We start from the raw sequence: 25,996 nt of genomic DNA, 5'->3' as shown, positions 1-25,996 counted from the left end.
GGTATGTGCATGACCATCCGCGTGCTCCTTGTCGACGACGACGCTCTCGTACGGGCCGGGCTCCGGCTGATGCTGGGCGGCACCCAGGGCGTCGAGATCGTGGGGGAGGCCGCGGACGGCAGCCAGGTGCTCGGACTGGTCGACGAGCACCGTCCGCATGTGGTCCTGATGGACATCCGGATGCCGGCCATGGACGGGCTCACCGCAACCGAGCTGCTCCGGGCTCGCGACGAACCGCCCGAGGTCGTCGTCCTGACCACCTTCCACGCCGATGCCCAGGTGCTCCGCGCCCTGCGTGCCGGAGCCGCGGGCTTCCTGCTCAAGGACACCCCACCCGCCGACATCCTGGCCGCGGTGCGCAGGGTCGCCTCCGGGGAGCCCGTGCTCTCTCCCGCGGTCACCCGCCAGCTCATCCAGCACGTCACCCCAGCGGTCCGGGAGACCCGCCGCTCCCGCGCCAAGGACGCCCTCGCCCGGCTCGGCGAGCGGGAGAGCGAGGTGGCGCTCGGCGTCGGCCGCGGACTGGCCAACGCCCGGATCGCGGCGTCCCTCTACATGAGCGTGCCCACGGTCAAGACACACGTCTCCCGCATCCTGACCAAACTCGACCTCAACAACCGCGTCCAGCTCGCTCTCCTCGTGCACGACGCCGGACTGCTGGAGGAGTCCCCGGCCGACCGGTAGCCCGCCCTCGCAGGAGCATCGGGAATCCGTACCGCCGACAGGTGTTGTAGCGGAGGTGACTCCATCGCCCCGGATCCCGGTACCCCTCTCCGTCCTCGACCGCTCCCTCACCCGGGAGGGTGAGCACCCCGGCGGTGCGCTGCGTGAGACGGTGCGTTTCGCACAGCAGGCGGAAGCGCTGGGATTCCTGCGCTTCTGGGTCTCCGAGCACCACGCCGTCCCCGGCATCGCGGGCTCCGCGCCGACGGTCCTGGCCGCCGCGGTGGCCTCCGCCACCTCCCGGATCCGGGTCGGCACCGGAGGGGTGATGCTCCCCAACCACCGGCCGCTGGTGGTGGCCGAGCAGTTCGGGGTGCTGGAGTCGCTCCATCCCGGCCGCATCGACATGGGGCTGGGGCGCTCCGTCGGATTCACCGACGGCGTCCGCAAGGCACTGCGCGTCGGCAAGGACGCCGCCGAGGACTTCGGGGCGCAGATATCGGAACTCCTCGGCTACTTCGAGGGCACCGGCCCGGTACGTGCCCGGCCCGCGGAGGGACTGCGCGTACCGCCGTTCGTCCTGGCCGTCGGCTCGGGTGCCGCGGTGGCGGCCGAGCACGGACTGCCGCTGGTGATCGGGACCTCCCGCGACGAACAGCGGACGCGGGAGGCGATACGGGCCTACCGGGCGGCCTTCCGGCCGCGCACCGGCCTTGGCGCTCCGGAAACCGGGGCGGGCGGAGCCGTCCGGGACGGGACCGCGCCCCACGTCGTCGTCGCGGTGAACGCGGCCGCCGCCGACACCCGCGCGGAGGCGGAGGAGCTGCAGGTCCCCGAGGCGTGGTCGACGGCGCTGTCCCGCACTCGTGGCACCTTCACCCCGCTCGTTCCGCCCCAGGACGTGCTCGGCCGCACGATGGGCCCGAAGGAGCGCGCCGCCTTCGACGAGGCCCGGCAGACCCAGCTGCGCGGCACCCCGGAGGAGGTCGCCGACGCGTTGGCCGGACTCGTGGAGCGCACGGGTGCCGACGAACTTCTGCTGACGCTCAACACCCACGACCCCGACGACCGCCTCCGTTCCTACCGCCGGCTGGCCGATGCCGCGGAGCTGCGGCGGGGGCCTGCCTGACTGCGGGGCCCCGAGCTGACAGAGCAGGCCGGGGACCCGCGCGAGCGACGTGCATCGCGGCCCGGCAACCGGTCGGAGGAGGGGCGGTCGCGGACCACGGGTCGCGGTGGGCCGTCAGCGTTGCTGCCCGGGCAGTTCCCGCTTGAGCACCTTTCCCATGTCGTTGCGCGGCAGCGCCTCCAGGAAGCGCACGCTGCGCGGACGTTTGTGCGGCGCGAGCCGGCCGGCGACCAGTTCGGTCAGCTCCTCCGCCGACGGCGGCTGCTGTGGCGTCACCGGCACGATCCAGGCGACGACGCGCTCGCCCAGGTCGTCGTCCGGCTCGCCGGTGACGGCGGCCTCCGCGACGGCCGGATGGCCGAGGAGCACGTTCTCGATCTCGCCCGCGCCGATCCGGAAGCCGCCGCTCTTGATCATGTCGGTGGCTTTGCGGCCGACGAGGCGCACCGACCCGTCCGCGTCCCGCGTCGCCATGTCGCCGGTGCGGAACCAGCCGCCGTCGAATGCCTCGGCCGTCGCGTCGGGGCGGTTGAGGTACTCGGTGAACAGGTTCGGCCCGCGCACCTGGACCTCACCCACCGTCTCGGTGTCCTCCGCGGGAAGGCGCTGTCCCGTGTCGTCCACCAGCCGGAGGTCCACGTCGCGCAGCGGCAGGCCGACGGAACCCGTACGGGAGCTCCCAGAGGGCCGCACGCTGGTGTTCATCAGCGTTTCCGTCATGCCGTACCGCTCGATCACCCGCTTGCCCGTCACGGCGGTGAGCCGGTCGTGGTCGTGCAGCGGCAGCGCCGCCGAACCCGACACCAGCAGCCGCGCTCCGGCCAGCGCGCGCACCAGGTCCGGATCGCTCTCACAGGCGTCGGCGAGCCGGTGGTACATGGTCGGGACGCCGAACAGCATCGTGCCGCCGCCCGCCAGCTCCCGCGCCACTCCCCGGGTGCTGAAGGCCCCCAGATGGCGCAGTGCGCCCCCGCGGCGCAGCGGCCCCAGGACGCCGAGGATCAGCCCGTGCACGTGGAACAGCGGCAGTCCGTGCACCAGCACGTCGTCCTCCGTCCACTGCCAGGCTTCCGTCAGCGCGTCCAGATTGCTGGCCACGGCGCGCCGCGACAGCACCACGCCCTTGGGCGGCCCGGTCGTGCCCGAGGTGTAGACGATGAGTGCCGCCGTCTCCGGGTTGGGCTCGGTGGGCAGGACCCAGGTCCCCTCCTCCGCCTCGTCGGGGACCGCGATGTCCGTGCGCGGCAGCGACCCGAGTGCTGCCGGGAGTTCCGCACCGGGCTCCGCCAGCACTGTGGCGGGTGCGCTGTCGTTGACGATGTGCGTCAGTTCGCTCTCGCCGCTCTTCGGGTTCACCGGGACCACGGGCACTCCGGCCAGCAGTCCGGCGACCACGCCGACCGCCGTCTCCAGACTGGGCGTCGCCCAGACCGCGACGGGCGCCGAGGTCTGCAGCCTGGTGGCCAGGCCGCCGGCCACGGCAGCCAGCCGGCGGTAGCTGAGGACTCGGTCGCCGAAGCGCAGCGCCGTGTGCGAGGACGCCGCGTGCAGCGCGGGGAAGAGCAGGGACACCCGGACTCCTTTGTGATCTCTCGCCTCTGGGACCGCCAGCATCTCACCCGTCCCGCGGCCGGGGGAGCCGACGGGTCTCCCCGGGCCGCGGGACGGGCCGCCCCGGACGTCCGCAGCGGCGCCTGCCCGGTGCCGCTCAGCCCGAGGAGCCCGTCGCTCGCGGGAACAGTGTCGTGAACGCTTCCTTGGGGTCTTCGAGGCCGCGGGCGAACGGCGCGTCGAAGTGCCAGACCAGGAAGAGCAGGAAGGCGATCAGAGCGCTGAAGATGCCTGCCAGGATCAGTTCCCTGCCGGAGCGCTGGATCTGCAGCGCGAAGAGCATCCCCACCGAGATCACCGCGCCCGCGTACAGTCCGATCCACACCACGCCCGGCATCGTGGGTCCGGCGCCGGTCGCCCGTGCGGTGCGTGCGGTGTCGGCGGCGGCGATCTGGTCGATCACGGCCTGGTAGGACTGCGCCTGCTGCATGGTGGCCGGTTCGAAGGAAGCCGCGTCGCCGCGCAGTCTCTTGAGCATGCGGGTGCCCCGCTCGGTGAGTTCGCCCTGCTCGACCATGTGCGACCACTCGGTGGTGACCGCGTAGCGGACGTAGGCGTCCACGTCGCCGCGCACGCGTTGGCGTTCGGCCGCCGGGTAGACGCCCACCCGCTCGCTCACCTCGTGCAGCGCCTGCGCCTCCTGGGCGAGGGCCTCGTCCGCCGCGTTGCGTTCCTCCCAGACCCCGGCGATGGCCAGGCCCAGCACGATCGCGTACACCACGCCGATCATCATCGTCATGTACTCGATCACGTCCGGTGTCTCCGCCGGATCGCCCGGCGTGGCACGCCGGCGTCTGAGGACGACGACAACGACGACGACCAGACAGGCGGCGACCAGGCTGAGCGCCAGCATGAACCTTTCGGACACGGGTCCTCCACGAAGCGTTGGACAGGGGAGAGGGGCGGCGGTGCACCACGTGCACTGCCGGGATCCGGAATGAGGTCAGTTGCCGCTCGTGCCGGTGCCTCCGGCTGCCGTCTGTCGTCCACCGCTCGAACGGGGACGCAGGGCGGCGGCCGCGAGGACGGCCGGGGTGACGATCAGGAGCGTGCGGGTGACCATCGACAGGCTTCCGTCCGGTCGCTCGCGCTGCGGCGCGGGCCGGCGTGGAGCGGCGACCGCCGTGCGCGAGGGCGTCGGCGAACGGAGCGGCCGGGGCGTCGCCGCGGGCCGGGGGGACGCCCGGTCCGGCCGGACCGGACGTGCGGCGGCCCGGACCGCCGACGCCTCGGGGGCGGCCTGCGGCTCGGGGGCGACGAAAGGCACTGCGGCCGGAGAACGCGCCGGTTCCGAGGGCGCGGGAGACGGGGCCGGTGTGGGAGGGCTCTGCTCCGGAGGTTGCGGCGAGGGTGTCGGTGCCGGCGGAGTGGGCCGGGGCGGACGCGGGGTGCACGGCCCTCCCGCCGAGAGCCGGAGGCCGGCACCGGGCGTCCGCACCGTCAGGGACGCGCCCGGACAGCGGCCGCCCCGCTCTGCCGTCGCGTCGAGACGGGTCCCCTCCGTGCCGACCGAGAGGCGGGCGCCACCGTCCCGGTGGGGCCGCTGGCCGGTCGCCGCCGTCTGTGGAGCCGCGGTGGGCGTGAGGTGCGACGGCGTCACCGTCCGGACGGCGGCGGTGTTGCTGGCGGGGGTGGCGGCGTCCGTCGCCGTAGGCGCCGGGGCCGCCGGGGAACTGCTCGCCGCACGGGCGGTCTTCGGCTGCGGGCCGCCACGCGGTTCACCGCCGCCCGGCCGGGAGGCGGCCGCGAGCACGACGGATTCGTCGGCGCGGGCGGGGGCTTCGGCACGCGTCGATGCGGCTGCCGGGCCACCGGCCGTTGCCCCCATCGCCAGGCACAGGAGTGCCGCCGCTGCCAGCTTGTGCCGTCCGTCGCGGCCGACGGCCTGCTTGTTCTCCTGTTGTCGCACACGCCGAGGATGGCGGGGATGGTGTGCTGCGCAGAAGCCTTCCGGCCGGTAGTCACACGATGGGTTGAAGTGTTTGCGTGCCCGGCTGATCACGCGCCCGAACTGGCGTGTGATCAGGGCCGGTCGGCAGGGACGCACACGCTTCCGCTCCGATGGATTCGGTCGCCGGGTCGGGTGCCGAGGGCGGATGGCCACCGCGACGTCCGTCCGCGAACGGGCAACGGGCACGCGTACCCGTACGGAAGCGAGTACGCCCGCCCGTTCGGCGGCCGGCGGCCGATCCGCCGCCGACGGCTGCCCCATTGCCGTCGGCCCGTCGTCGACCGGACCCGGGTCGGTCTCCGCCGACTCCGCCGGGCCCGTCTCCCGTTCTGCTACTGGGCCTTGACGAGGTCCATGTAGTGCGCCCAGTCCCACTCGCCGCCGGGGTCGGTGTGGTCGGCGCCGGGTACCTCGTTGTGTCCGATGATGTTCCGGCGGTCCAGTGGGATTCCGTGCCGGCGGCAGATGTCCGCCGTCAGCGCCGCCGACGCCTCGTACATGGCCTCTGTGAACCAGGCCGGTTCGTCGATCCAGCCTTCGTGCTCGATGCCGACACTGCGCGTGTTGTAGTCCCAGTTGCCCGCGTGCCAGGCCACGTTCTTCTCGCGCACCATCTGGGCCACGTGACCGTCGTCGGAGCGCACCACGTAGTGCGCGGAGACCGCCTTGTCAGGGTTCTGGAAGATCTCCAGCGTGTCCGCGTAGTACTCCTGGGTGACGTGGATGATCACGAACTCGACCGGGTACTGCGCGGGCCGGTTCGCCGTCGTGTAGTTGGCGGAGGAGGCGGGGACCCACTCCGCTGCCGGATAGTCCACGGCGAGCGGCTTTCTGGGCCGGGCCACCGCGGCTCCGCCCGAGACGAGTGAGGCGCCTGCGAGGCCGGCGGCGAGAGTGAAGCCCGCCCCGCCGCGCAGCAGCGCGCGCCGCGGCAGGTGGGGACGTGAGGGGAAGGATGCGGGGTTCTGGCGTGCTGAGTCCATCGTCTCTCCCGGTGGGGGGAATGGGTGCACGTGCAGGGCGAGTTGACGCGCGTTGATGATGGCAGCACCCGGAAGGGCTGCCAAGAGTCGCCAGAATGTGCCATTGGACCGACCTGTGGCCGTCGTGCAGTGCCCCGCCGCGGAGCGGCTGGTGATCCTCGGCCGCCGGGAGTGGCCTGCGGACACCTGGCCGGCCCGGGGGCGCGCCCCCGGGCCGGCCGGTCAGCCCCGCGGCCCGGCCAGATGGGAGAGCGGGTCGTCCAGCACCACGCGCACGGCCGCGTGCGCAGCACCCAGCAGCGGTCCGTCCGCGCCCAGTTCCGAGACGAGCAGTTCCGGGAGGGCGCCGGGCGCGGCGGTGCGTTCGCTCAGCTCCCGCTCCAGGGGCGGCAGCAGCCACGGAGCGAAGCGGGCCAGTACGCCGCCGAGCACCAGAGCACGGGGGTCCAGCAGGTTCACCGTTCCGGCCAGTGCCAGCCCCAGCGCGCCACCTGCCGCCTCCAGAGCGTCCAGCGCGCGTACACCGCCTGCTGCTGCCTGCTCCAGCAGGTCGGCCAGTGCGGCGGCACGCGGCCGGTCGGCTGCGATCCCGGCGGCGCGCAGCAGGGCCGGCTCCGCCGCGTACTGCTCCAGGCAGCCCCTGCCCCCGCAGGCGCACCGGTCTCCGTCCGGGTGTACCGGCATGTGGCCCATCTCCCCGGCGAACCCGCGGTGGCCGCGCAGCAGTGCGCCGTCCAGCACCACGGCGGCACCGATACCGACCTCTGCCGAGACGTGCACGAAGTCCCGGGGGACCCTGCCGCCGCCCAGCCAGAGTTCGGCGAGCGCTCCGAGGTTGGCCTCGTTGTCCGCCAGGAGCGGCAGGGGATCCCGTTCCGCTCCCGCCTCCGCGAGCGGGGGAGCGAGGTCGACACCCTGCCATCCGAGGTTGGGTGCGCGGACAACCGACGCCGTGCCGCGGGCGACCAGTCCGGGTACCGCCACCGCCAGAGCGGCCGGGGCCAGTCCGAGCCCGCGTGCCCGGGCCGCCACCTGGTCCACCAGCTCCCGCAGCGGTGTGAGCACGGCGCCCGGCACACCGTCCCTGCCCGGCGAGCCGGTCTCCGCGCGGGCGCGCACCCGGCCCCGTACGTCGGTCGCGCAGACCGCCAGATGATCGACGCCGATCTCGGCGCCCAGCCCGCACGGCCCGCTGTCGGTGAGCGCGAGTGCCGTACCGGGCCGCCCGGGCCCGCCGGCCGCCGGCGTCGGCCCCTGCTCGGTCAGCAGGCCGCCGCGCAGCAGTTCGTCCACGAGGGTCGAGACGGCCGTGCGCGTCAGCCCCAGCCGCGTCGCCACCGCCGCACGGGACGAGGGCCCCTGCTGGGCCACCGCGTACAGCACGCGCGAGAGGTTCCGCCTGCGAATCTCGCGCTGCGGTCCGGGTGCCTCAGCTGTCATGAACGGCTCCTTCTCGTGGCGCCCCGTGGGACTCGTCGGAGCCGGTCGTGCGCCGCCCGTGCGAGGGGCCGGTGCGAGTGGCCGGAGCCGCGGCAAGGAGGCGGCGGAACATGTGCGGCCGCGGGTCCGGAGCCGGTGCCGGAGGGCCGCCGGTCACGGGCGCCGGCCGAGCAGCGCACCCGCCCCTTCGAGCGTCGCCGAGAGGCGGGCCAGTGCGTCGTCGTCGCGTGCCACGGGCTCGTACGAGGCCCCCTGCGCGGTGCGCCAGCGGCGGGCGACGGCGCCCGGGTCCTCGCCGAGCAGCAGCCCCGCGGCCTGTGCCGCGGCCCCCAGTGCCACCAGTTCCTGCGCGCTGGGCACCTGGACGGCCCGGCCGGACAGCCGCCGCACCGTCTCGCGCCATGCCGTGCCCTTGGCGCCGCCGCCGATCAGCAGCAGCGGTGCTTCCTGCGCCGCAGCCGGGTCCCCGCCCTCGGCCAGCACCAGGTCGAGCGCACGCAGCAGTGCGAAGACGGCGCCGTCGTAGGCGGCCTGGAGGACCTGGCCGCCCGTCGTGGCGTGCTGGAGCCCGCTCAGCAGTCCGGTCGCGTACGGGAGGTCGGGCGTGCGTTCGCCGTCGAGGAAGGGGAGCGCGGTGACCCGCCCGCCCGGTTCCACGTCCTCGCGGTCCCGGGAGAGCAGCGCGGCCATCCGGTCCACGGCCAGGGTGCAGTTGAGGGTGCAGGCCAGTGGCAGCCAGCCGGTGTGCGCGTCCGCGAAGCCCGCGACCGTTCCGCTGGGATCGGCGGGGCGGCGACTGGAGACGGCGTACACCGTGCCCGAGGTGCCGAGACTGAGCACCGGTTGTCCCGGCAGCAGCCCCAGGCCGAGTGCCGCCGCCATGTTGTCCCCGGTACCGGTGGCCACCAGGGTGCCGGCCGGCAGGAGACCGTCCCCGGTCTCCCTGACCGTGCCCGCCGCCTCCCCGGAGCCGAGTACGGGTGGCAGCAGCGCGGGGTCCAGGCCGGCGAGTTCCAGGATCTGCGTGTCGTAGGAGCCGGTCGCCGAGGACCACCAGCCGGTGCCCGAGGCATCGCCCCGGTCGGTGCCCGGCTGCCCGGTCAGCCGCTCGGTCAGGAAGTCGTGCGGCAGCCGCACGGCAGCCGTCGACCGTGCGGCCTCCGGTTCGTTCTCCCGCAGCCAGGCCCACTTGGTGACGGTGAAGGCCGGTGCCGGGACGCTGCCGACCCGTTCGGCCCAGGCCGTGGGGCCGCCGAGGTCGGCGACCAGGCGGTCGCGCTGGGGCGCCGAGCGTACGTCGTTCCACAGCAGTGCGGGCCGCACCGGATCTCCCGCGCCGTCCAGCGTCACCAGGCCGTGCTGCTGGCCTGCGACGGACACGGCGGCGGCCTCGCCGGCGGCCCGCCCGCACTGCCCCACCGCGGTGCGCAGCGCCTGCCACCACTCCTCGGGGTCCGACTCGCGCCGGTCGCCCGGGGAGACGGTGTGCGGTGCCTGTCCTCGGGAGACCACCTGGCCGGTCGCGGCGTCCACCACGAGTGCCTTGGTGGACTGGGTCGAGCTGTCGACCCCGATGACGAACGGGCCTTCCGGTGCGCTCATGGCCTGCCGCTCCCTTCCCTGGCTTCCGGTGCTGTGCGCATACTAATTTGTAAGCAGCCATGACGAATAGCTGCGCATCGAGGTGCCCGCCCGTGCGTACCGAGGGCGACGATGCGTGGGAGAGGAACGACAGCATGAGCTACGAACCCGTACCGGCGGACAAGTTCAGCTTCGGCCTGTGGACGGTGGGCTGGCAGGGCCGGGACCCGTTCGGTGACGCGACGAGGGAGCCCCTCGACCCGGTCGAGTCGGTGCACCGGCTCGCCGGACTGGGCGCCTACGGAGTCACCTTCCACGACGACGACCTCATCCCCTTCGGCGCCCCGGACGGGGAACGCGAGGCGCACGTCGCACGGTTCCGGAAGGCACTGGAGGCGACCGGCATGGCGGTGCCGATGGCCACGACGAACCTGTTCACCCACCCCGTCTTCAAAGACGGCGCCTTCACCGCCAACGACCGCGACATCCGGCGCTTCGCCCTGCGCAAGACGATGCGCAACATCGACCTGGCCGCCGAACTGGGGGCGGACACCTACGTCGCCTGGGGCGGCCGGGAGGGCGCCGAATCCGGTGCGGCCAAAGACGTCCGGGCCGCCCTGGACCGGCTGAAGGAAGCCTTCGACCTGCTGGCCGAGTACGTCACCGAACAGGGCTACGCACTGCGCTTCGCCCTGGAGCCGAAGCCCAACGAGCCGCGCGGCGACCTCCTGCTGCCGACGGTCGGACACGCCCTCGCCTTCATCGGGCAGCTGGAGCGCTCCGAACTCTTCGGTGTCAACCCGGAGGTCGGACACGAGCAGATGGCCGGGCTGAACTACCCGCACGCCATCGCGCAGGCCATCTGGGCCGGCAAGCTCTTCCACCTGGACCTCAACGGTCAGTCCGGTGCCAAGTACGACCAGGACCTCAGGTTCGGCGCCGGGGACCTGCGAGCCGCGTTCTGGCTGGTCGACCTGCTGGAGCACAGCGGCTACGCGGGCCCGCGACACTTCGACTTCAAGCCTCCCCGCACCGAGGACGCCGCCGGGGTGTGGGCCTCGGCGGCGGGCTGCATGCGCAACTACCTCATCCTGCGGGAGCGTGCCGCCGCGTTCCGCGCGGATCCCGCCGTCCAGGAGGCGCTGCGGGCCGCGAGGGTGGACGAGCTCTCCCGCCCGACGCTCGGCCCGCAGGAGACGCCGGGTGCGTTGCTGGCCGACCGTGCCGCCTTCGAGGACTTCGATCCCGCCGCGGCAGCGGAGCGGGGCATGGCCTTCGAACACCTGGACCAATTGGCGATGGACCACCTGCTGGGCGTCTGAGCCGCCGGAGGGCCGGGCGCTCCCGAACGTCCCCGCTGCCCGGGGCGTGGCGGCGCGGCCCCCGGCTGCGGCGCGCGGCCCTCACCGCACGGCGCGCCCGCCCGCTACCGGGCGGTACCGCGCGCCGTCGCGGCGGGGTGTCGTGCGCCGCAGCCGGTTCAGCGCCGCAGCGCCGCCGCTCCTTGCGCGTCCACCTCGGCGGGGAGGCCGAACGTGGCGAACAGCTCCTCGCCGAAGAACGCACCCACATGCGCGATCTGTCCGTCCCGCAGCGTGAGCACCTGGAGTTGGAACGGCCGGTGCACACCGTCCCCCCGCAGGCTGTAGAGCCCGAAGGCGGGCTGGCCGTTGGCCCAGGTCGGCAGCATGAGGCCCTCGTCCCGGCCGATGGGGCACTGGGCCCCGATGAGCCGCACGATGTTCTCCCGGCCGCGGAACCACTCCGGGAAGGGGGGCATCTCCCAGACGGCGTCCTCCTTGAACAGGTCCACGATGGCCGTCACGTCGGAACACTCGAACGCCGCCGCGTACCGGTCCAGCAGCTCTCGTGCCGCCGGGTCGGCCGGCTCGGTCAGCTCCTCCTCCACGGGGGCGACCTGCTCGAGCTGGGCACGGGCCCGCTGCAGGGCGCTGTTCACGCTCGCCGTCGTCGTCCCGAGCAGTTCGGCGACCTCGGCGGCGCGCCACTTGAGCACGTCCCGCAGCAGCAGGACGACCCGCTGCCGGGTCGGCAGGTGCTGCAGGGCCGCCACCAGCGCCAGCCGCATCGAGGAGCGGCCCACCACCACCGAGGCCGGGTCCGTGGGCCCGGAGGAGCCCGCGAACATGGCATCCGGGATCGGCTCCAGCCACGGCACCTCCGGGGCCTCGACCACCGGGCGCTCCGGATCGTCGCTGGGCGCGCCGAGACCGGAGGGCATCGGCCGGCGGCCGCGCTGTTCGATCGCGGTCAGACACGCGTTGGTGGCGATCCGGTAGAGCCAGGTGCGCAGCGAGGATCTGCCCTCGAACCGGTCCCCGGCCTTCCAGGCGCGCAGATAGGTGTCCTGGACCAGGTCCTCGGCGTCGTGCACCGAGCCCATCATGCGGTAGCAGTGCGCCAGCAGCTCCTTGCGGTAGGGCTTCGCCTGTTCCAGCAGCTCTTCCGGGCCGGCCGGGGGTTCGGTGACGGGAGCGTCCGCCGAGCGGGGGCTGTCTGCCATGGTCCTGGCCTTTCGTTCTCCACCGGGCGCCCGTCGGCGCCGGCGGACACTCGTCCTCGATGAGAGGAAATGTAGAGCACAGGTCTGACAGGCCGGCGCCCCCTGAGGGCGGACGGCGTCCTTCCGCACGGCGGCCTCCGCTATCGGAGCGGCCGCTTGCGCACCTCCTCCGGGACCTGTCCGGGCGGCGCGGCCGGTGGTTCCGGCTGCGGTGGTTCCGGCCGTGCCGCGCCGCCCTCCAGCACTCCGGCGGCAGCAGGGTCCAGCACCCGGGCGAGGAAGGCGCGGGTACGTGCCTGCCGCGGGGCGCCCACGACCTGCTCCGGCGGTCCCTCCTCGACGATCAGTCCGTCGTCCATGAAGACCACCCGGTCGGCCACCTCCCGGGCGAAGCTCATCTCGTGGGTGACCACCAGCATGGTCATCCCCTCGTCGGCCAGTCCGCGCATCACCGCCAGGACATCGCCGACCAGCTCCGGGTCGAGTGCCGAGGTCGGTTCGTCGAACAGCATCAGCTCGGGGCCCATGGACAGTGCGCGGGCGATGGCCACCCGCTGCTGCTGCCCTCCGGAGAGCTGGGCGGGGTAGCCGGACTCCTTGTCCGTGAGTCCCACACGGCGCAGATTGCGCCGTGCCACCTCCTCCGCCTCCGCCCTGCCGCGTCCCAGCACGCGGCGCTGCGCGATGGTCAGGTTGCCCAGAGCCGTCAGGTGGGGAAACAGGTTGAACGACTGGAAGACCATGCCGATGCGGCGCCGGACCCGGTCGATGTCCACCTCCGGGTCGGTCACCTCGGTGCCGGCCACCCGCACCGTGCCGGAGGTGGGTTCCTCCAGCAGGTTCACACAGCGCAGCAGTGTGGATTTGCCCGATCCGGAGGGGCCGATGACGCAGACCACCTCACCGCGCCGCACCGTGACCTCGATCCCGCGCAGTACCTCCAGCTCGCCGAAGGATTTGCGCAGCCCCCGCACCTCGATGGCGGGCATGTCCGCCGCCGGCGCTCCCGTGTTCTCACTCACCCCGGTGTCACCTCGCCTTCGCCGTACGGGCCTCGAGGCGCCGCACCAGGTGGCCCAGGGGCAGCGTGATGGCCAGATAGAACAGTCCCGCGATCAGAATCGGGGTCAGGCTGCGGTGCTGGTTGAGCGCGTCCCTGCCGAACTTCGCCAACTCGTACTGGTCCATCGAGAGCCCGAGCAGATACACCAGTGAGGAGTCCTTGGTGAGCAGGATCAGCTCGTTTGCGAGCGGCGGCAGCACGATCCGGAACGCCTGCGGGATGACGATCGAGACCATCGCCCACGTCGGCGACATCCCCAGGGACCGGGCCGCCTCCGTCTGGCCCCGGGGGACCGCCTGGATACCGGCGCGGATCGTCTCGGCCATGTAGGCGGCGCCGACCAGTCCCAGCGCCAGCATCACCGTCACGTACTGGTTGATGGAGACCTGGAACGCCAGCGGTACGCCGAAGCCGAGCGCGATGAACACCAGCAGCGCCGGTACGCCGCGGAAGAACTCGATGTAGGCGACGGCCAGCCAGCGGTAGGGCGGTACCTGCGACAGCCGCATCAGGGCCAGCAGCAGCCCCAGCGCCAGCCCGAAGGTGAAGCCGAGCACCGTGTAGATCACCGTGTTGACCAAGGCGGTGGTCACCACGTCCGGGAACTGCTTCCTCGCGACCTCGACGTCGAAGAAGGCGCGGCGCAGCTCGCCCCAGTCCGCGGCGAGGGCCAGGGCCAGCACGACGGCCAGCAGAACGCCGTACTGGGCGGTTCGGATGGCGCGGGTGCGGTTGCGGCGGCTCACTTCTTCGGCTCCGTGCCGAACCATTTCTTGTAGAGCTTGTCGTACCGCTTGTCGGCCTTGGCCTTCTCGAGGGTCCTGTCGATCTGCTCGCGCAGTGCGTCGTTCCCGGTGCGCACACCGATGCCGTACTGCTCACCGGTGTCGAACTCGGTGGTGACCTCGGTGTCCGGGTTCTTCTTCGCGTAGTCGTAGAGCACGCCGTTGTCGTTGATCCCCGCGTCGACCTGACCGGTCTTGACGGCACTGAGCAGCAGGGCGAGATCCTCGTAGTGGCGCACGGTGACGCCGTCGGCGTGCTTCTTGGCGTACTCCTCGCCCGTGGTGGACTGCTGGACCCCCAGCTTCCGGCCCTTGAGGTCCTCCAGGGAGTCGTACTTCCCGCCCTTCCCGGTCAGCAGCGCCTGGGTGGCCTCGAAGTAGGGAGCGGAGAAGTCGAGGTTCTTCTCGCGGACCGGAGTGATGGTCATGCCCGCGGCAGCGAGATCGCACTTGCTCGCGTTGAGGTCCTCGCCCGACTGGATCCCCTCGAACGGGGTGTCCACGATCTTCTGCTCGACGCCGAGGTCTTCCGCGACCAGGTCGACCAGGTCGACATCGAAGCCGACGATCTTCTTGCCCTGTTTGAACTGGAAGGGCTCGTAGGGCAGATGGGTGCAGACGGTGAGCTTGCCCGAGGCCACCAGCTGGACCTCGTCGCCGCTCCTGCCGGAGGTCTTGGTGCTGGAACAGGCCGTGACGGCCGTCAGCAGGGCGGCCGTCAGCACTGCGGTCAGGGATATCCCGTACTGTCGCTTACGCGCGGATCGTGCGGACACAGCGCCTCCACAGGGGGACAGGTCGGCAAAGGAGCCCGATCATGGCCGGTAAGTGCCGTGCATCCTGCCACCGGTGCGGGGCGCTGTCAGCTCTGCGTCCGCCGTCGATCGCGAGCGGAGTGTCAGCCGTGCGTGCGGTTGCATTCCAGTTCGGCCCACACCGCGTGCCCCGTCGTCGTCCCGGAGCCGCTCGTGCGGGCCCTGCGTATGCCCCAGTCGTCGGCGAGCACGCTCACCAGCAGCAGGCCCCTTCCGTTCTCGCGCTCGTCGTCGCCGGTCCGGCCGCGGTCCGCGTCCTCGACGCGCATGACCGACCGGCCGCCGCCTTCGTCCGCCACTTCGAGGCGGAGCCGCACTCCGATGACCCACAGTTCGCAGCTCACCTTCTCGCTGTCCGTGTGGCGGACGGCGTTGGTGAACAGCTCGGACATGAGCAGTTGCGCGTCGGCGTTGGACTCGTCGTCGACATACCACTCGCGGAGTCTCTCCAGCACGCGTGCGCGTGCCAGGGCCACGGAGGTGTCGCGGGCCGGCAGGTGGAAGGCGTCGCGCAGCGGACGGGTCGTCGGCGCGCCGTCTGGCCGGTGTTCTAAAGGCAGGGCGTCATGGGGGGCAGCCACAGGTCCACTATGCGGTTCGTCACTCGCGTTAGGCAAGGATCAGTCTGTGAATTGCAGAATTGTGTTTGACAGGGTGTGCTGGCGAGCTGGCACATGCCAAACTTCCCTCTACCGATGTCAGTTGGAGGGGAGCGGCTGTGGCGGACTCACGGACGGGCGGTGCGGCGCCCACCGTGCTGCGGGTGGTGCTCGGGAAGAGACTGCAGCACCTGCGTGAGCGGGCGGGAGTGACCTTCGAACAGGCGGCCAGATCGCTCGACGTCACGCACGCCACCATCCGCCGGATGGAGAAGGCGGAGGTCGGCCTCAAGGTCCCCTATGTGGAGAAGCTGCTGCGCACCTACGGGGTGAGCGACCCGGAGGAGATCGACGGCTTCGTCTCGCTCGCCCGGGAGGCCAACCAGCCCGGCTGGTGGCACCGGTACCGCGACGTGCTGCCCGAGTGGTTCAGCGTGTTCGTGAGCCTGGAGAGCGAGTCCGAGGTCATCCGCGCCTACGAGCCGCACTACGTCCCCGGACTGCTGCAGACGGAGAGCTACGCCAGGGCCGTCCTGCGAGCGGGTATGCCGCACGCACCGGAGGCGGAGATCAAACGGGGCGTCGCGCTGCGCATGGAACGGCAGACCGTGCTCACCCAGGAGACGAACCCGCCGCTGCTGTGGGCCGTCATCGACGAGACGGTCCTGCGGCGCCCGCTCGGCTCGCCCGATGTGATGCGCGAGCAGATCGACCACCTCATCCAGGCCATCGAGCGGCCGAACGTGGCGCTGCAGATCATGCCGTTCAGCGCGGGGCCGCATCCGGCCATGTACGGCCCCTTCCACCTCTTCCGGTTCCCTCTCGACGAGCTGCCCGACATGGTCTGCTCCGAGAGTCTCGTGGGCGCGGTCTACTTCGACCAGCGCGACGACGTCAGCGTGTTCCTCGAGGCGCTGGACCGGATGAGCGCCCAGGCCGTGCCGCTGGTGCGGACCCGGGCGGTCCTGAGTGCACTGCGCAAGGAGATCTGAACCATGGGTCGAATCTACAACGGGATGCCCGCCGCACATCTGGGCGACGAGGGCTGGCGCAAGCCCTGGAGCGGTGGCAACGGCGGCAGTTGCGTGGAGGCGCTCAAGCTGGCCGACGGCCGGGTCGCGCTGCGCCAGTCCACCGATCCCGACGGCCCGGCGCTCATCTGCAGCCGGAGTGACATCTCGGGATTCATCGAGGCGGCCAAGGCGGGGGAAGCCGACTTCCTGGTCGGCTGAGCACACCACCGGACCGCGAAAGCCCGGTCCGGATCGACGGACGAGTGGGAGAAGCACGTGTCGGAGGCTGGATTCAGCCCGGATCAGATAGACACCACCAGGCCGCACCCGGCCCGGATGTACGACTACTACCTCGGGGGCAAGGACAACTACGAGGCCGACCGGGACGCGGCGGACCGCATTCTCACGGCTCTGCCGGACGTGGGGGTCACGGCCCGCAGCAACCGGGACTTCATGCACCGGGCCGTGCGGACAGTGGTCGACAGCGGTGTCCGCCAGATCATCGATATCGGCACCGGTATCCCCACCTCACCCAACACCCATGACGTCGCCCGCCGGGTGGATCCCGAGGTGCGGGTCGCCTACGTGGACAACGACCCCATCGTCGCGGCCTACGCCGGAGCGAAGCTGACCAATTCCGGCAACGCCGGGTTCGTCCTGGCCGACATCCGCGATCCGGCCGCGATCCTGGACCACCCGGTCACCCAGGACCTCATCGACTTCGACGAGCCGGTCGCACTGGTGCTGCTCGCCGTACTGCACTTCGTGACCGACGCCGAGGACGCGGTGGGCATCGTGCGGTCCCTGACCGAGCGGCTGCCCGCCGGAAGCCGGCTGATCCTCAGCCACGGTACGGCGGACTTCAACCAGAGCGACGGCTTCGGGAAGGTGACGAAGGTCTACAACGAGGAGTCCACCTCCAGCGCCCAGTGGCGGACCGGGGAGGAGATCTCGGCCTTCTTCGAGGGGTTCGAGCTTCTGGAGCCGGGTCTGGTCCAGCTCCCGCTGTGGCGGCCGGACGGGCCCGTGCCGCGTGGCGCCGACCTCCGGCGTCACATGGGATACGGCGGCGTCGGGGCCAAGTGACCAACGGCCCGGTCTCCGGGGCCGCGACGGACCCGTCGCGGCCCCGCCTTCCGCCGCCGCGGACCGGGGGAGCGCGTGCCGTGCCGGAGCCGGTGCCTCCGCCGGAACCTCGATGCCGACAGTGAGTGCGACATGACACAGTGGTGTCCATGACGATGCCACCGCCGCCGAATCATCCGCCTCCAGGCAGTCCGCCGCCCCCGGCGCAGCCTCCGGGAGGAGGTTTCGGGCCTCCCGATTCCGGTGGTTTCGGCGCAATGCCGGGTGGCGGATGGCCGCCTCCACCGCCGCCCGGTCGCAACACCGGGAAGGTGGTGGCGGCGGTGGTCGCGGCGGCCGTCGTCGCGCTCGCCCTGATCACCGCGTCGGTCGTGTACCTGACGCGGGGCGACTCCGGCTCCGAGGACTCCGCCGGGGGTGCGGCTGCCCCCTCGTCCTCGTCCTCCCCCGAGCCGAGTCCGACGCCGACGGACGAGCCCTCCGACGAGGAGGCGACCGACTATCCGACTCCGGACGCCCCTTCCGAGGACCCCGACGAGAGCCCCAGCGATGTGCCGCTCCCGTCGTTCCTGCTCCGCGTCGGCGACTGCTTCGACCAGTCCGACGAGAGTGAGGGCGCGATCATCGACCGCGAGTGCGACGAGTCCCATGACGCGGAGGTGGTCAGCCGCAAGAAGCTCACCGGGGACTACAGCACCAACGACGCGGTCCGCAGCAAGGCGGACTCGATGTGCCGCACCCTGCTGCGGAACAAGGCCGCGAAGCAGCCGCGCGGCACGGTGGGCGGAACACTCATCACCTACCCCAAGGCGAAGAACGCGGGAACGGCCCTGAGTTATGTCACCTGCAGTCTGACGGCCGGCAAGGGGAAGCAGCTCTCGAAACCCCTGGTGTGAACCTTCCCGGTGGGGCCCGGCCGGTGTGATCGGCCGGGAGTACGCTCCCCTGTCGCTTCAACGCGACGGTCTGCGCGCGTAGTTGAGCTTCCAAAGTTGGCATGGACGCATCGATCGCGGGGTAAGTCCAGCCGCGACCGAAGTGACAGCAGTTCCTACCGTGCCTATCCCTGAGAGGCTCCATGAAGCTGCGCAGATGGACATCCACGGCTGCGGCCGTCGCCGTCCTCCTCGGACTCTCCTCCCTCACCGGTGCCGCGTCCGCCTCCGCCGAAGAGGCGGCCGCGACCGGTTATGTGGCCCTCGGCGACTCCTACTCCTCCGGAGTGGGCGCCGGGGACTACTCGGGAGGCGACTGCAAGCGAAGCGCACACGCCTACCCCAATCTCTGGAACGCCGCCAACTCCCCCTCGTCCTTCGATTTCACCGCCTGCTCCGGCGCGCGGACCGACGATGTGCTCGCCGGTCAGCTCGGCCCCCTCAGCTCCTCCACGGGCCTGGTGAGCATCAGTATCGGCGGGAACGACGCCGGGTTCGCCGACACCATGACGACCTGCGTCACCCAGGGCGAGAGCGCCTGTCTGGCGCGCGTCCAGGAGGCCCGCGACTACGTCGAGAACACCCTGCCGGGCAAGCTCGACGGCGTCTACGACGCCATCGCCCAGCGCGCCCCCGCCGCGAAGGTCGTCGTACTGGGCTATCCCCACATCTACCAGCTCGACGGCGGCTGCATCGTGGGCATCAGCGAGAAGTCCCGCGCAGCCATCAACTCCGCGTCCGACGCCCTGGACGAGGTCACCGCCAAGCGCGCCGCCGACCACGGTTTCAGCTTCGGCGACGTCCGTCCCACCTTCTCGGGCCACGAGATCTGCTCGGACGACGAGTGGCTGCACAGCGTCACCTTCCCGATCGACGAGTCCTACCACCCCACCGCCGCCGGGCAGTCCGGTGGCTACCTCCCCGTTCTGGAGGGCCTCGCCTGACAGAACACCTTCGGTCCGTGCCGCCGCCCGTGTCCCGGGGCGGCGGCACGCCCGTGTTCAGCGCCCGGGCGGCGACTCCTCCGCGCCGGCCAGCGCGGTCGCGAGCGCGGCCGCCGGGTCCCGCTCCGGCCCGCCCACCGGCCACCACACCCGCCCCCGGATGCGGAAGGGCCACCAGCGGCCGTCCGGTCCGTAGCGCAGCTGGGCCTCGCCTCCCGGCACCGTCCAGCGCGGGCCCTGGCCCTGCAGCACCGGCCGGGTCTCCATCCCGTCCCAGGCGAGGTCGAGTTCGTCCCGCGCCTGCCGAAGAGCCGCAGCTGATGCCGGCCGGTCCGCCAGGACCGCCAGCGCCTCCGCGCCGCCGAATCCCCAGGCGCGTACGGCGATCCCGAGTTCGGCCTCCGAGCAGCCGCAGAAGGTGGCCAGCCGGGCCGTGACGGCCGGTCCGGGACTCGCGGCGGCGAGTCGCACGGCGTCCTCCTGAGCCGTGAGCGACTCCTGCCCCGGCTGGCCGGCCGCCTGCGGGGAGACGGCCGCGGCCAGCATGCGGCGCGCTGTCGCGGCGGCATCCGCGGCCAGGAAGGAGAGCGCCCCGACGTCCAGTCCGGGCACATCGGCGGCACCGTCCAGCGCAACGGCCCCCGCGGTTCCGCTCACCGGCACGGGCGGTTCGGGCAGCGGGGGCAGCAGCATGCCGAGGGCGAACGCCTCCGTGGCATCAACCCCCTCCGGCCCGTCCTCCTCGTGCGTGGCTGCCCCGGGCGGTCTGCCGTCCTGCTTGGCGGCTTGTGCCGCGCTGCGCACCTGCAGCGTCTCCAGCAGCTCCCGCTCTCCCCGCCCGCGCATCAGCAGCAGAGCGAGCGGGTCCTCGTCCAGCAGCCGCGCGGTCTGGTAGCTGAGCGCGGCCGTGTGTGCACAGTGGTCCCATCCGCCGCACGCGCACTCGGGTTCCAGGTCGCCGATGCCGGGCAGGAGATCCAGTCCGGCATCGGCCGCGTCCTCCACCAGCCGGGGCGGCATGTCCCGGTCCAGCAGTGCGGCGATATGGCCCGACTGCGCGACGACCACGTCCAGCAGCCGGTCCCATTCGTCCGCGGTCAGTCGGCGCAGCAGCACATCGGCGCGGCACGGTGTCCGGTCGGTGCCGAGGACCAGCGCGGTGATGCGGCCGGGGCGGACGGCGACGGCCCCCACCGCGCCCCGCCGCGCGAACGCGCGGCCCAGCTTGAGCTGCGCACCGTCCAGTGCGGTGTCCTCGAGGGCTTTGAGCCAGGTCCGGCCCCACCAGGTGCGGGCGAAGGACCGCCCGTGCGCGGGAGGCAGGGGCGCGAAGACGCGTTCGCGCCCCTCAGCGCCTTCCGCATGTGCCGCAGTGCTCATGTGCGTTCCGCTCCCCGCCTCCGCCATGACGTGCTCCTGCGCGTCTCCGCCGCTCAACGCTCCACCTTTCGCAGCTCGACGAGCTCGACGAGCTCGGCCAGTTCGGAATCCGTGAGTCCGGCCAGCGCCGGCTCCCCGCCGGTGCCGAGCACCGAGTCGGCCAGTGCCTGCTTGCGCCGCAGCATGTCGGCGATCCGGTCCTCGACGGTTCCCTCCGTGACCAGCCGGTGCACCTGAACGGGCCGGGTCTGGCCGATGCGGTGGGCCCGGTCGGTGGCCTGGGCCTCGACCGCCGGGTTCCACCAGCGGTCGTAGTGGATGACATGGCTCGCCCGTGTGAGGTTCAGACCGGTCCCGGCGGCCTTGAGGGAGAGCAGGAACACCGGTGCGGCCCCCTCCTGGAAGCGGCGCACCATCTCGTCGCGCCGGGGCAGCGGGGTACCCCCGTGCAGGCACTGGGTGGGTACGCGCCGGGAGGCGAGATGGCGTTCGAGCAGCCGGGCCATCTGCACGTACTGGGTGAAGACGAGAATGGAGGCTCCCTCCGCCAGCAGGACGTCGAGCAGTTCGTCCAGCAGTTCCAGTTTTCCCGAGCGACCGGACAGCCGGCCGCGGTGTTCCCCGAGGTACTGCGCGGGGTGGTTGCAGATCTGCTTGAGTGAGGTGAGCAGTGCGACCACCAGGCCGCGCCGTTCGAACCCCTCGGTCCCCTCCAGCGCTTCCAGGCTCTCGCGCACCACGGCCTCGTACAGCCCCGCCTGTTCGGGCGTCAGGGCGACCGCCCGGTCGGTCTCGGTCTTCGGCGGGAGCTCGGGGGCGACGCCCGGATCCGTCTTGCGCCGCCGCAGCAGGAACGGCCGCACGAGCCGTGCCAGCCGCTCCGCGGCCACCGGGTCGCCGCCCTCGGCCGCGTCCGCGTAGCGTCTGCGGAACGTACCGAGGCGGCCCAGGAGCCCCGGAGTGGTCCAGTCCAGCACCGCCCACAGCTCGGAGAGGTTGTTCTCCACCGGTGTTCCCGTCAGCGCCACCCGCGCCCGTGCCGGGATGGTGCGAAGCGCCTTGGCCGTCGCGGCGAACGGATTCTTGACGTGCTGGGCCTCGTCCGCGACGACCATGCCCCAGGGCTCGCCGTCGCCGGGGACCAGGCGATCGGAGTCCAGTCGCATCGTGCCGTAGGTCGTCAGTACGAACTCACCCTCGCGCAGCCCCTCCAGCGAGCGGTTCGGGCCGTGGTGGCGGCGAACCGGGGTGTCCGGCGCGAAACGCTCGATCTCCCGCTGCCAGTTGCCCACCAGGGACGCGGGGCACACCACCAGGGTCGGCCCGCCGCAGCCCTCGACGTGCTGCCGGCGCAGGTGGAGGGCGATCAGGGTGAGCGTCTTGCCCAGCCCCATGTCGTCGGCGAGGCAGCCGCCGAGGCCGAGCGAGGTCATCCGGTGCAGCCAGTCCAGTCCGCGCGACTGGTAGTCGCGCAGCGTCGCCCTCAGCTCCGCGGGTGCGGGCAGCGGAGGCTCCTCGCGCCGCTCCGGATCCGACAGCCGCTCCCGCAGCGTCTCCAGCCATCCGGTGGCCTCGATCTCGACGCGTGCCGCCTCCCGGCCGGCCGCTCCGGTGCCTGCTGCTCCGGTGAGTACGGCGTCGAGTGCCTCCAGTGTGCCCACCCTGCGGTCCTCGCGCTGCCGCGCGGCTGCGATCTCCTGCGGCGAGACGAGCACCCACCGGTCGCGCAGGCGCACCAACGGGCGTCCCGCCTCGGCCAGCCGGTCGAGTTCGGCGCGGGTCACCTCCTGGTCGCCGATGGCGAAGCGCCAGTCGAAGCGCAGCAGCGTGCCGGGATCCAGCCGTGCAGGCAGCCCCCGGCGTCGCGGATCCTGTCCGTCGGCGCCGGAGGGACCGGTTCCGCCGTCCGGGCCGATCACGGCGCGGGAGGTGAGCGACCGGGCGAACTCCCGGGGCCAGTGCACCTGGAAGCCGACGGCGGCCAGGGCACGCGGAACCGAGGTGCCCAGCAGCTCGGCCACCTCCTCCTCGGCGAGTTCGAGCGAGTCGGGCACCGCAGCCGACAGCAGCGGGGCGAGGGGTTCCCAGGCGGCAGCCGCGCGCCGCAGCGCGAGGAGCGCGTCCGTGCGCGCCTGCGGGCCGAATCGTTTCGTCAGGGGCGCGGTGCCCGCCCACACCGCTGCGGCGTCGGCGACCAGCGCAGGGTCGGCAGGCGCGTGCAGTTGCAGCACTCCCCGGAAGACGGGGCCGCCCTGCTCCTCGGGGCGCGCTCCGTTCCGTGCTGCCTCCTCGCCGGCCGCATGCGGACTCTCGATCTCGATCCGCAGCGACAGGCCCAGCCCTCCGTCGACGCCGGCGGCCACCTCCGCGGCCCACTGACGCAGCCGAGGCACCGCGACGGGCTCGTCACCCGCGAACGCGGCAGCTCCTGCCGCCTCCGCTGCGGCAGGAGTGCGTGGCAGGCCGTCCGCGACCGCGTCCAGGAAGGCCGACAGCAGTGGACCGGGCTCCGGAACGCGCAGCGGGCCGCCTCCGGGCAGCGGCACGGCGTGGGCCTCCGGAGGCATCGCGGCGGCCAGCTCCTCCAGCGCCGTGCGGTCCGCACCGGTGAGCGGGCCCAGGCCCCAGGCGTCGTAGCCGGCCGGCGTCACTCGAGGCCGCAGTCGCCCCTCGGCGGTCAGCCGGAGGGCGAACAGCGCGGCGGCGCCCCAGAATGCTGTGGTCGGCCCCGCCCCCTCCTCCTGGTGCGCGGCACGGGCTCCGATGAGTACGGGCAGGGCCGCCGCCGCAGGAAGCGTGAGAGTCGGCACCGTACGGGTCTCCGCGCTGCCGTCGACCGGAACGGCAACTGTCACTTCGAGAAGATCGGCATCAGGACCGCAGTCGGCTCCGCGGGTGCGGTACGGCGCCGCATCGGGCGCGGCGGATTGTTGCACGGCACCTTCGGGGAGCCGGAAGGCGACACGGGACCGGCGTGGCGGGTCGGCGGGCAGGAAGACGGCCACGCAGTCGCTGAGCTGGGACATCCGGGGGGTGTTTGCCAGGGTCGCTGCCACAGTGCTGATGCATTCCTCAAATTTGATTAGTGAGCGGGGCGGCCGAGAGTACAGCACGCCGGAGCCGTCCGCCGCGTACGGCGCATCCCCGCGGCACGCGGTGGTCCCGCCGGTGGGAGAGGGAACCCGCCGTGCCCGGATGGCGTTCAATGGAAGGAGAGGCGGAGCTGCCGGACTGGACGACAGAGGGCACGCCGCGGGTGCGCAGGAGGTACGGAGATGACCAACCGAGCGAAGATCGCCGTCGGCGGGGTGGCCGTCGGGCTGCTGCTGTGGTGGCTGACGTCGTTCTGGATCGCGCTGCTGGTGATCGTGGGCGTCCCCGCGGTCGCCTATCTGGCGCTGGATCCGTCGCAGCGCAGGAGGCTGCGCAGAGTCAGCCGCAAGGAACTGGACCGCTGAGCCGCTCGGCCCGCGGCGCACCCCACGCAGTCGTCGCCGGGGCGGGCATGCCCGGGGCACCGGGCGCCCCGGCGCCGCTGCGCCGCAGGACACGGCCGGGTGCGGTGACCGGGCGGTGCCCAGCCGTCACGCGGCCGGGCGCAGCGCGATGCCGTCCAGGGCCGTGAGAAGCTCGGGCAGTTCGCGACCGCGGCCGACCGGGAGGACCTCTCCGGGCGCTTCGTCCAGCAATACGAACGCGATGTCGTCGGTGCGTGCCACCACGCTCCAGCCGGGGCCGTCCGCCCGCAGGGTGCGGGAGTCGCCCGAGGCGAACGCGGACCGTATCCGCCCCGGCGGCGGGGGCGCCGCCAGATAGGCCCGCACCTCCTCCAGAACCCGCCGCACCGGTGCGGCGGGCTCGCCGCCCGACTCCACGAACTCCACCTCGTCGTCGACCTGCGCCCGCCACTGCGCCCACTGGAGCGCTATCTCGTCCGCGCCCAGCCGCCGCTGCGCCGGTCCCCAGCCGGAGGTGTCCGGCGGCGCGAGCAGGGGCCCGGCGTCCGCCAGCTCCCCCTCCAGGGCCGGATCGTGCGGCTCGGGCAGACCGGGTGCGGAGACCGCGAGTGCCAGCGGCCACCCGGGCAGCACCGCGACGATGTCGCGCTCGTCCGCGGACAGATCCGCTTCCATACCGCAGTCCCAGGCCGCGATGGCACACGCCACCTGGGGCACCTCCTCCGTCACCACGGTCCAGCGCGCACCGGCCCCGTCCTGTCCCAGCACGAGTCCGTATCCCTCGGCATAGGGCTCCAGGCCCAGCGCGGCGCAAGCGGCGGGGTAGTCGTCGGCAAGCACACTGGGGAACTGTGCGGGCGTCAGCAGCACGGCAGTCAGCACATAGAGCGAATCTTCCTCTTCCGCAGCCACCGATGACCTCCCGTTCCTGGTGGATCTCGGTGACGATAGCCCCCGGAGTCCGGAGGCGACAGATGGAACGTGTCCAGGAGGGGCAGCCGAAACACCTCCGTGACCGACACCAGCATCCGAGGGAGAGGAGCACCCCGCGTGCGCCGCTACGAACGGCTCGGCCACATCCTCCGGCTCGACCCGGAGCAGGACGCGCATGAGATCTACCGCCTGATCGCGGCATACGAGTTCCCCTGGGACTTCACCCGGGCCCTCGAACTCGCCCTGTACCGCACGTACGCCGTACCGAGCATCGGCGCGCTGCTGGCCGCCACCGCGGAGCTGACCGACCGCTCGCAGAAGCGCTACGACGACACGGCGCTCCTGCTGGACGCGGTTGTCGAGCATGGCTTCGACAGTGTGCAGGGGCGTACCGCGGTGCGCCGGATCAACCAGATGCATCACGCTCATGACATCGGCGACGACGACATGCGCTACGTGCTGTGCACCTTCGTCGTCATGCCCAAGCGCTGGCTCGACGCGTTCGGCTGGCGTCGTCTCACCGAGCACGAGCTGCGCGCGGTGAGCACCTACTACCGCACCCTCGGGCAGCGTATGGGCATCAAGCAGGTCCCCGGCAGCTACGCCGAGTTCGAGCGCTTCCTCGACCGCTACGAGGCGGAGCACTTCGGCTGGGACCAGGGAGCGCGGAAGGTCTCCGACGCCACCTTGGAGCTGATGGCGTCCTGGTATCCGCGCCCGCTCGCCCCTGTGGTGCGCGGTGCGAGTCTGGCGCTGCTCGACGATGCGCTGCTGCGGGCGTTCCGGTACCCGGAGCCGGGCGTACTCGCCCGGAGGCTGACCAGGGGAGCGCTGCGGCTCCGCGGCCGGGCGGTGCGGCTGATGCCGCCGCGCCGGCGACCGCACTATGCCAGGCAGAACCCGGAGATCAAGGGATACCCCGGCTATCCGGACGGCTTCCGTATCGCTGATCTGGGGGTCTTTCCCGCCCGGGGCGGCCCGGTCGGCTCGTGTCCCGTGCCGCGGGCGGCGGAGGAGCCGCGTGACCGGCACGCCTGAGCGCGGCGGCGCCCCGGCTCGTTCCCCAGCCGCCGGTCCGCGGGGATGCCGGTACGGTCTCCCGG

General features: G+C 72.4%; 23 protein-coding genes. 10 read left to right on the top strand and 13 right to left on the bottom strand.

The genetic code is table 11. From position 1 onward, the window contains the following. The first annotated feature begins 9 nt into the window (after positions 1 to 9). Together A949_RS0126760 and A949_RS0126755 are read left to right on the top strand one after the other, a co-directional pair. Positions 10 to 684, top strand: a complete 675-nt coding sequence (locus A949_RS0126760) for a response regulator transcription factor (protein WP_019359128.1) — start codon at positions 10 to 12, stop codon at positions 682 to 684. A 55-nt stretch (positions 685 to 739) separates the two neighbouring features. Beyond that, entirely contained in the window at positions 740 to 1,792 is a 1,053-nt protein-coding gene (locus A949_RS0126755; protein WP_019359127.1) for an MsnO8 family LLM class oxidoreductase, read from the top strand. A 114-nt stretch (positions 1,793 to 1,906) separates the two neighbouring features. Here the strand turns inward: A949_RS0126755 and A949_RS0126750 are convergent, their stop codons facing one another. The 5 genes from A949_RS0126750 to xylB form a co-directional block, all read right to left on the bottom strand. Next, complete coding sequence (locus tag A949_RS0126750; protein WP_019359126.1) at positions 1,907 to 3,364, bottom strand: acyl-CoA synthetase; 1,458 nt, start codon at positions 3,362 to 3,364, stop codon at positions 1,907 to 1,909. Positions 3,365 to 3,500: 136 nt separating this feature from the next. Then, positions 3,501 to 4,271, bottom strand: a complete 771-nt coding sequence (locus tag A949_RS0126745) for a bestrophin-like domain (RefSeq protein ID WP_019359125.1) — start codon at positions 4,269 to 4,271, stop codon at positions 3,501 to 3,503. A 1,415-nt stretch (positions 4,272 to 5,686) separates the two neighbouring features. Further along, positions 5,687 to 6,337: an N-acetylmuramoyl-L-alanine amidase gene (locus A949_RS0126735; RefSeq protein WP_019359123.1), complete on the bottom strand. Its 651-nt coding sequence runs from the start codon at positions 6,335 to 6,337 to the stop codon at positions 5,687 to 5,689. Between the two features lie 222 nt (positions 6,338 to 6,559). After that, a complete protein-coding gene (locus A949_RS0126730; RefSeq protein ID WP_026005068.1) occupies positions 6,560 to 7,777 on the bottom strand; it encodes an ROK family transcriptional regulator in 1,218 nt (405 codons plus the stop codon). Positions 7,778 to 7,930: 153 nt separating this feature from the next. Next, positions 7,931 to 9,379, bottom strand: coding sequence for a xylulokinase (gene xylB, locus A949_RS0126725; RefSeq protein WP_019359121.1), 1,449 nt, complete (start codon positions 9,377 to 9,379; stop codon positions 7,931 to 7,933). Between the two features lie 134 nt (positions 9,380 to 9,513). Between xylB and xylA the strand changes: the two genes are divergently transcribed. Beyond that, complete coding sequence (gene xylA, locus A949_RS0126720) at positions 9,514 to 10,680, top strand: xylose isomerase (protein WP_019359120.1); 1,167 nt, start codon at positions 9,514 to 9,516, stop codon at positions 10,678 to 10,680. A gap of 158 nt (positions 10,681 to 10,838) precedes the next feature. Here the strand turns inward: xylA and A949_RS0126715 are convergent, their stop codons facing one another. From A949_RS0126715 to A949_RS34685, 5 genes are all read right to left on the bottom strand, one after another. After that, positions 10,839 to 11,882: a sigma-70 family RNA polymerase sigma factor gene (locus A949_RS0126715; protein WP_019359119.1), complete on the bottom strand. Its 1,044-nt coding sequence runs from the start codon at positions 11,880 to 11,882 to the stop codon at positions 10,839 to 10,841. 140 nt (positions 11,883 to 12,022) lie between these two features. Then, positions 12,023 to 12,871 carry an amino acid ABC transporter ATP-binding protein gene (locus tag A949_RS34690; RefSeq protein WP_051019654.1) on the bottom strand — a complete coding sequence of 283 codons (849 nt, stop codon included), beginning with the start codon at positions 12,869 to 12,871 and terminating at the stop codon, positions 12,023 to 12,025. A 40-nt stretch (positions 12,872 to 12,911) separates the two neighbouring features. Beyond that, entirely contained in the window at positions 12,912 to 13,715 is an 804-nt protein-coding gene (locus tag A949_RS0126705) for an amino acid ABC transporter permease (RefSeq protein WP_037707764.1), read from the bottom strand. After that, entirely contained in the window at positions 13,688 to 14,506 is an 819-nt protein-coding gene (locus tag A949_RS0126700) for a basic amino acid ABC transporter substrate-binding protein (protein WP_432069284.1), read from the bottom strand. Before A949_RS0126700 ends, A949_RS0126705 begins: the two co-directional genes overlap by 28 nt. Before the next feature lie 122 nt (positions 14,507 to 14,628). Further along, entirely contained in the window at positions 14,629 to 15,042 is a 414-nt protein-coding gene (locus tag A949_RS34685; protein WP_037707841.1) for an ATP-binding protein, read from the bottom strand. Between the two features lie 221 nt (positions 15,043 to 15,263). On the opposite strand from A949_RS34685, the gene A949_RS0126690 reads away from it, so the two are divergent. The 5 genes from A949_RS0126690 to A949_RS0126670 all read left to right on the top strand — a co-directional run bounded on the left by A949_RS0126690 (position 15,264) and on the right by A949_RS0126670 (position 19,122). After that, positions 15,264 to 16,136 (top strand): helix-turn-helix domain-containing protein, encoded by an 873-nt coding sequence (locus tag A949_RS0126690; RefSeq protein WP_019359114.1) that lies wholly within the window; start codon positions 15,264 to 15,266, stop codon positions 16,134 to 16,136. Between the two features lie 3 nt (positions 16,137 to 16,139). Further along, on the top strand, positions 16,140 to 16,376 hold the full coding sequence (locus A949_RS0126685; RefSeq protein WP_026005066.1) for a DUF397 domain-containing protein: 237 nt from the start codon (positions 16,140 to 16,142) through the stop codon (positions 16,374 to 16,376). Between the two features lie 57 nt (positions 16,377 to 16,433). Continuing rightward, positions 16,434 to 17,243 carry an SAM-dependent methyltransferase gene (locus tag A949_RS0126680; RefSeq protein ID WP_026005065.1) on the top strand — a complete coding sequence of 270 codons (810 nt, stop codon included), beginning with the start codon at positions 16,434 to 16,436 and terminating at the stop codon, positions 17,241 to 17,243. Between the two features lie 323 nt (positions 17,244 to 17,566). Continuing rightward, on the top strand, positions 17,567 to 18,139 hold the full coding sequence (locus tag A949_RS0126675; protein ID WP_237735917.1) for a hypothetical protein: 573 nt from the start codon (positions 17,567 to 17,569) through the stop codon (positions 18,137 to 18,139). A gap of 182 nt (positions 18,140 to 18,321) precedes the next feature. Next, positions 18,322 to 19,122 (top strand): SGNH/GDSL hydrolase family protein, encoded by an 801-nt coding sequence (locus tag A949_RS0126670; protein ID WP_019359110.1) that lies wholly within the window; start codon positions 18,322 to 18,324, stop codon positions 19,120 to 19,122. Positions 19,123 to 19,179: 57 nt separating this feature from the next. Here A949_RS0126670 and A949_RS0126665 read toward each other — a convergent pair whose 3' ends face one another. Further along, positions 19,180 to 20,502 (bottom strand): SWIM zinc finger family protein, encoded by a 1,323-nt coding sequence (locus tag A949_RS0126665; RefSeq protein WP_026005064.1) that lies wholly within the window; start codon positions 20,500 to 20,502, stop codon positions 19,180 to 19,182. A 53-nt stretch (positions 20,503 to 20,555) separates the two neighbouring features. Further along, entirely contained in the window at positions 20,556 to 23,528 is a 2,973-nt protein-coding gene (locus A949_RS0126660; RefSeq protein ID WP_051019653.1) for a DEAD/DEAH box helicase, read from the bottom strand. Positions 23,529 to 23,777: 249 nt separating this feature from the next. Here A949_RS0126660 and A949_RS0126655 point away from each other — a divergent pair, with 249 nt between their 5' ends. After that, positions 23,778 to 23,960: a hypothetical protein gene (locus A949_RS0126655; protein WP_019359107.1), complete on the top strand. Its 183-nt coding sequence runs from the start codon at positions 23,778 to 23,780 to the stop codon at positions 23,958 to 23,960. Between the two features lie 126 nt (positions 23,961 to 24,086). On the opposite strand, the gene A949_RS0126650 is transcribed toward A949_RS0126655, so the two are convergent. Further along, positions 24,087 to 24,872 (bottom strand): hypothetical protein, encoded by a 786-nt coding sequence (locus tag A949_RS0126650; protein ID WP_026005063.1) that lies wholly within the window; start codon positions 24,870 to 24,872, stop codon positions 24,087 to 24,089. A 138-nt stretch (positions 24,873 to 25,010) separates the two neighbouring features. On the opposite strand from A949_RS0126650, the gene A949_RS0126645 reads away from it, so the two are divergent. Further along, a complete protein-coding gene (locus A949_RS0126645; RefSeq protein WP_019359105.1) occupies positions 25,011 to 25,931 on the top strand; it encodes an oxygenase MpaB family protein in 921 nt (306 codons plus the stop codon). Positions 25,932 to 25,996: the final 65 nt, after the last annotated feature.

Source organism: Streptomyces sp. AA1529 (assembly GCF_000280905.1).
Taxonomy (GTDB): Bacteria; Actinomycetota; Actinomycetes; order Streptomycetales; family Streptomycetaceae; genus Streptomyces.
Note: the sequence above shows the minus strand (reverse complement) of the source record. Positions and strands in the feature narration are given on the sequence as shown.

What these genes read in the sequence shown, in the direction of transcription:
- A949_RS0126760 (WP_019359128.1), top strand. Translation starts at nt 10, where the DNA reads ATGACCATCCGCGTGCTCCTTGTCGACGACGACGCTCTCGTACGGGCC.
- A949_RS0126735 (WP_019359123.1), bottom strand. Translation starts at nt 6,337, where the DNA reads ATGGACTCAGCACGCCAGAACCCCGCATCCTTCCCCTCACGTCCCCAC.
- A949_RS0126730 (WP_026005068.1), bottom strand. Translation starts at nt 7,777, where the DNA reads ATGACAGCTGAGGCACCCGGACCGCAGCGCGAGATTCGCAGGCGGAAC.
- xylB (WP_019359121.1), bottom strand. Translation starts at nt 9,379, where the DNA reads ATGAGCGCACCGGAAGGCCCGTTCGTCATCGGGGTCGACAGCTCGACC.
- xylA (WP_019359120.1), top strand. Translation starts at nt 9,514, where the DNA reads ATGAGCTACGAACCCGTACCGGCGGACAAGTTCAGCTTCGGCCTGTGG.
- A949_RS0126715 (WP_019359119.1), bottom strand. Translation starts at nt 11,882, where the DNA reads ATGGCAGACAGCCCCCGCTCGGCGGACGCTCCCGTCACCGAACCCCCG.
- A949_RS34690 (WP_051019654.1), bottom strand. Translation starts at nt 12,871, where the DNA reads ATGCCCGCCATCGAGGTGCGGGGGCTGCGCAAATCCTTCGGCGAGCTG.
- A949_RS0126705 (WP_037707764.1), bottom strand. Translation starts at nt 13,715, where the DNA reads ATGGTTCGGCACGGAGCCGAAGAAGTGAGCCGCCGCAACCGCACCCGC.
- A949_RS0126685 (WP_026005066.1), top strand. Translation starts at nt 16,140, where the DNA reads ATGGGTCGAATCTACAACGGGATGCCCGCCGCACATCTGGGCGACGAG.
- A949_RS0126670 (WP_019359110.1), top strand. Translation starts at nt 18,322, where the DNA reads ATGAAGCTGCGCAGATGGACATCCACGGCTGCGGCCGTCGCCGTCCTC.
- A949_RS0126665 (WP_026005064.1), bottom strand. Translation starts at nt 20,502, where the DNA reads ATGAGCACTGCGGCACATGCGGAAGGCGCTGAGGGGCGCGAACGCGTC.
- A949_RS0126660 (WP_051019653.1), bottom strand. Translation starts at nt 23,528, where the DNA reads ATGTCCCAGCTCAGCGACTGCGTGGCCGTCTTCCTGCCCGCCGACCCG.
- A949_RS0126655 (WP_019359107.1), top strand. Translation starts at nt 23,778, where the DNA reads ATGACCAACCGAGCGAAGATCGCCGTCGGCGGGGTGGCCGTCGGGCTG.